This is a genomic window from Paraburkholderia sp. SIMBA_030, from assembly GCF_046535245.1.
GTDB lineage: Bacteria > Pseudomonadota > Gammaproteobacteria > Burkholderiales > Burkholderiaceae > Paraburkholderia.
On the sequence record NZ_JAWRXB010001392.1, the window covers coordinates 1 to 244 of the forward strand.

Consider the following 244-nt stretch of genomic DNA (forward strand, 5'->3'; position numbering starts at 1 on the left):
GTCGTCGATCCATGCGTGCGTCTCGTCGAGAATTTCGTTCGAGAGCGCGGGATCGTCGATCAGGCGCGCAAGAATCACGGCGCCCACCATCGCCGACCAGCTGCCGATGGCCGCGCGCCGCACGTGTGCCGCCGTGGAAGCGTCTCCACTCGCCGCCTTCGCGGCACTCAATCGCTCGATCTGCTTCTTGAGGCCCGCCGCCATCACGGCGCGCGCTTCGGGCGTTTGACGCACCGTTTCCGCG

1 pseudogene is annotated in these 244 nt (G+C 67.6%); it reads right to left on the reverse strand.

Going from position 1 to position 244, the window contains the following annotated elements:
• Positions 1–244: pseudogene (locus SB772_RS44610) on the reverse strand (TetR/AcrR family transcriptional regulator); the annotation flags it as partial.